The sequence below is a fragment of the Streptococcus parasanguinis genome, assembly GCF_001578955.1.
Classification (GTDB): Bacteria; Bacillota; Bacilli; order Lactobacillales; family Streptococcaceae; genus Streptococcus; species Streptococcus parasanguinis_U.
In genome coordinates this window covers 499,086-503,870 of sequence record NZ_KQ969690.1, presented here as the reverse complement: position 1 = coordinate 503,870, position 4,785 = coordinate 499,086, and the positions used below count along the sequence as shown (strand labels likewise).

5 protein-coding genes are annotated in these 4,785 nt (G+C 42.2%); 4 read left to right on the top strand and 1 reads right to left on the bottom strand.

Annotation, left to right across the window (positions count from 1 at the left end; genetic code table 11):
• Positions 1 to 971, bottom strand: a 971-nt coding sequence (locus SPADD19_RS06345; protein ID WP_128861598.1) for a formate--tetrahydrofolate ligase, incomplete at its 3' end; no start/stop codon positions are given.
• A gap of 175 nt (positions 972 to 1,146) precedes the next feature.
• Here SPADD19_RS06345 and SPADD19_RS06340 point away from each other — a divergent pair.
• The 4 genes from SPADD19_RS06340 to SPADD19_RS06325 form a co-directional block, all read left to right on the top strand.
• Complete coding sequence (locus SPADD19_RS06340) at positions 1,147 to 1,824, top strand: phosphopantothenate--cysteine ligase (protein WP_061455548.1); 678 nt, start codon at positions 1,147 to 1,149, stop codon at positions 1,822 to 1,824.
• 10 nt (positions 1,825 to 1,834) lie between these two features.
• Positions 1,835 to 2,374: a phosphopantothenoylcysteine decarboxylase gene (gene coaC / locus SPADD19_RS06335; protein ID WP_061455547.1), complete on the top strand. Its 540-nt coding sequence runs from the start codon at positions 1,835 to 1,837 to the stop codon at positions 2,372 to 2,374.
• A complete protein-coding gene (locus SPADD19_RS06330) occupies positions 2,371 to 2,931 on the top strand; it encodes an ECF transporter S component (RefSeq protein WP_003014432.1) in 561 nt (186 codons plus the stop codon). The genes coaC and SPADD19_RS06330 overlap by 4 nt, the downstream gene beginning before the upstream one ends.
• A gap of 150 nt (positions 2,932 to 3,081) precedes the next feature.
• On the top strand, positions 3,082 to 4,785 hold a 1,704-nt coding region (locus SPADD19_RS06325), incomplete at its 3' end, for a phospho-sugar mutase (protein ID WP_061455546.1).

Here is a 4,785-nt window from a genome sequence, read left to right as displayed (position 1 = left end):
GCATCTGGTGAAGTAGGCAAGTTCGGCGTTTTAATATCGAGGAATTTTTCAGCCCCGAGGTCAGCACCAAAACCTGCTTCTGTAATCGTATAATCTGCTAAATGAAGAGCTGTCGTCGTTGCTAATACAGAGTTACATCCATGGGCGATATTGGCAAATGGACCACCGTGAACAAAGGCAGGCGTTCCATAGATGGTTTGAACCAAGTTTGGCTTAATCGCATCTTTAAGGATCAAGGCAAGAGCCCCTTCCACTTCCAAATCACGGACATAGACTGGACTACGGTCATAACGGTAACCAATAACGATGTTGGCCAAACGACGTTTCAAATCTTCAATATCTGTCGCCAAGCAAAGGATGGCCATGATCTCAGAAGCAACCGTAATATCAAAACCGTCTTCACGCGGAATCCCATTTAAAGGACCGCCAAGGCCAACAGAAACATGACGAAGAGCGCGGTCATTCAAGTCCACTACCCGTTTCCAGATAATCCGACGTTGGTCAATTCCTAGCTCATTTCCTTGATGCAAATGATTATCAATCAATGCTGAGAGAGCGTTATTAGCCGTTGTGATCGCATGCATATCCCCTGTGAAATGAAGGTTGATGTCTTCCATCGGTAGAACTTGGGCATAACCACCACCAGCAGCACCACCTTTAATCCCCATAACTGGACCTAAAGAAGGTTCGCGAATGGCAATCATGGTTTTTTTACCGATTTTATTCAAAGCATCTGCTAGACCAATGGTGATGGTTGATTTCCCTTCTCCAGCTGGAGTTGGGTTGATCGCAGTGACTAAGATAAGTTTTCCTACTGGATTTTTCTCAACTTCACGAATCTTATCAAAGCTCAATTTCGCCTTGTATTTTCCATACAATTCAAGATCATCGTCTACCAAACCAATCTTCTTAACAACGTCCACAATCGGTTGGAGTTCAATGCTTTGAGCAATTTCGATATCTGTTTTCATAAGGGACTCCTTTATATTTGATAGATCTATTATACCTAAAATTCGCGAAAATAACATTGTTTTTCCACCTTTTGAATCGAACGTTCGTTTTTTATCTAAATTTTATGGCTACACATAGCTAATCCTAATAGCTTCAGAACTTTACTTACGTATCTTTTTTTTGTAAAATAAGCATATGCATATTTTAATTACATCAGGCGGGACGAGCGAAGCCATTGATAGGGTTCGTGCGATCACCAATCATTCCACCGGGAGCCTAGGGAAAATCCTTGCAGAAATGGCTCTTGCAAAGGGACATCAGGTAACCTTGATCACAACGCCTACCGCGCTTAAACCCGATCCTCACCCACAGCTTCGTCTTTTATTGATCAAGAATGTCGAAGAACTACTCACACAAATGGAGAAAGAAGTCCCTCATCATCAGGTTTTGATTCACGCTATGGCTATTTCAGACTATACACCTGTTTACATGACAGGCCTTGAGGAAGTTGAGAAAGCTCAGGACCTCCATAGCTTTCTACATCGCGAAAATCAGGAAACCAAAATCTCTTCTAAAGAAGAATACCAAGTGCTCTTTCTAAAGAAAAATCCCAAGATTATTTCGCTCGTCAAAGAATGGAACCCTGCTATTCAACTGATCGGCTTTAAGCTATTAGTCGACGTTTCTTCTGAAGAGTTGATCCAGGTAGCGCGTGAAAGCCTGGTTAAAAATCATGCCAGCATGATCGTTGCTAACGATCTGACCAAGATTCAAAACGGTCAGCATCAAGCCTATCTAGTGACAGACGATCAGGTCCTAGAAGCTTCTACGAAAACAGAAATCGCAGAGGCTATCCTAAGTTATATCAAATAAAAAGGAACTTATGACACAAATTACTTTAGCGGTTACCGGTAGTATTTCCGCCTATAAGGCTGCTGATATTACCAGCCAACTAACCAAATTGGGCTTTGAAGTGAAAGTCCTCATGACCCCTTCAGCCAGAAAATTCATCACCCCTTTAACCTTGCAAGTTCTTTCAAAAAACCAAGTGGGGCTTGATGTTATGATGGAAGACGATCCACAGCGGATCGAGCACATCGACATTGGGAAAGAAACTGACCTCTTTCTTGTCGCGCCGGCCAGTGCCAATTCCATTGCTAAATTGGCAATGGGGCTTGCAGATAATATGGTCACAAGCACAGCTCTAGCCTTGCCTCAAAACACTAAAAAATTACTGGCCCCTGCTATGAATACAAAAATGCTAGAACATCCTGCTACCCAACGAAATCTAAAACTCTTACAAGACTATGGTTACCAGATTATTCAACCTCGTGATGCTGTCCTTGCTTGTGGGGACAAAGGTTCTGGAGCTCTAGCGACTATAGAAGCTATTGTTGAAGCTGTTAAGGAGAATTGTTTATGAGAAAGTCATCTTCTATTTCACGAATTGCCATCTTTTTTGCGGTTATGATTACCATTCACTTTGTGACATCCTTCATTCTGCAATTTGTTCCATCAGGAATTCAACCAACCTTGGTTCATATTCCTGTCGTGATCGCCTCTATTATATACGGTCCACGGACTGGAGCTATCTTAGGACTCCTCATGGGACTCTTTAGCCTCACCATGAATACCCTGGTTATAACACCCGCAAGCTATCTCTTTAGTCCCTTTGTCCCTCACGGGAACCTCTACTCCCTTCTCATTGCCATAGTTCCTCGGATTCTCATCGGAGTAACCCCTTACTTCGTCTATCGCTGGATCCGCAATCGTACAGGACTTGTGATCGCTGGAATTGTCGGCTCTATGACCAATACTATTTTCGTTCTAAGTGGGATTTATTTCTTCTTTGGAAATAGCTTCGGTGGTGGGATTCAACATTTCCTAGCCTTGATTGTATCTACCAACTCTCTCATCGAAGTCATTGCAACAGTACTCATTACCAGTGCAGTCGTTCCATCTCTGGAAAAATTAAAATAACCTTCCAAGCCAAGACCAATTTATCTTGGCTTTTTTTGATGGTGAATTAACTCTATTTTTTTGAAAAGATTTACAATTATCGCTAGAATTTTCTGAAAAAATTTGCTATAATGTAAGCGATTAAATTATAAGCAAAAAGGAGACGCTTGCATGACCTATCAAGAAAACTACCAAAAATGGCTCGACTTTGCTGAATTACCAGCTTACCTTCGTGATGAGTTGGTCGCAATGGATGAAAAAACAAAAGAAGATGCCTTCTATACCAACCTAGAATTCGGTACAGCTGGTATGCGTGGATTTATCGGTGCTGGTACCAACCGTATCAACATTTATGTTGTTCGCCAAGCTACTGAAGGGTTGGCCCAATTGATTGACTCAAAAGGGGAAGAAGCTAAAAAACGCGGAGTTGCGATTGCTTACGATAGCCGTCACTTCTCTCCTGAGTTTGCTTTTGAATCTGCTCAAGTTTTGGCTGCTCACGGTATCAAATCTTATGTATTTGAAAGCCTACGTCCAACACCTGAATTGTCATTTGCTGTTCGTCACCTCCACACATTTGCTGGGATCATGGTAACAGCTAGCCACAACCCAGCTCCATTTAACGGATACAAAGTATACGGTGAAGACGGTGGACAAATGCCTCCAGCAGATGCTGATGCATTGACAGATTACATCCGTGCTATCGAAAATCCTTTCACTGTACAATTAGCTGACCTTGAAGAAAGCAAAGCTAACGGCTTGATTGAAGTTATTGGTGAAAACGTCGACGCTGAATACTTGAAAGAAGTGAAAGGCGTTAACATCAACCAAGACTTGATCAATGAATACGGTCGCGATATGAAGATTGTCTACACTCCACTTCATGGTACTGGTGAAATGTTGGCTCGTCGTGCTCTTGCCCAAGCTGGATTTGAAGCTGTTCAAGTTGTTGAAGCTCAAGCTATTCCAGATGCTGACTTCTCAACTGTTAAATCTCCAAACCCTGAAAGTCAAGCTGCCTTCGCTCTTGCTGAAGAACTTGGTCGCAAAGTAGACGCTGATGTATTGGTTGCAACTGACCCAGATGCTGACCGCCTTGGTGTTGAAATCCGCCAACCAGACGGTTCTTACCTAAACCTTTCTGGTAACCAAATCGGAGCGATTATCGCTAAATATATTCTTGAAGCTCACAAAACAGCTGGTACTCTTCCTGCCAATGCTGCTCTTTGTAAATCAATCGTATCAACTGAGTTGGTGACTAAGATTGCAGAAAGCTACGGCGCAACGATGTTTAACGTCTTGACTGGTTTCAAATTTATTGGTGAAAAAATTCATGAATTTGAAACACAACACAACCACACTTACATGCTTGGTTTCGAAGAAAGCTTCGGTTACCTCATCAAACCATTCGTACGTGACAAAGATGCTATCCAAGCCGTTCTTATCGTTGCTGAAATCGCAGCTTACTACCGCTCACGTGGTATGACTTTGGCAGATGGTATCGAAGAAATCTACAAACAATACGGCTACTTCGCAGAAAAAACAATCTCTGTTACCCTTTCAGGTGTGGACGGAGCTGCTGAAATCAAGAAAATCATGGATAAATTCCGTGGCAATGCTCCTAAACAATTCAACAAGACAGACATTGCTAAGACAGAAGACTTCTTGGAACAAACAGCTACTACTGCTGACGGCGTTGAAAAATTGACAACTCCTCCAAGTAACGTGCTTAAATATATCTTAGCTGATGATTCCTGGTTTGCCGTTCGTCCTTCAGGTACAGAACCAAAAATCAAATTCTACATCGCTACAGTTGGTGAATCTGAAGCAGATGCTAAAGAAAAAATTGCCAATATCGAAGCAGAAATCAATGCT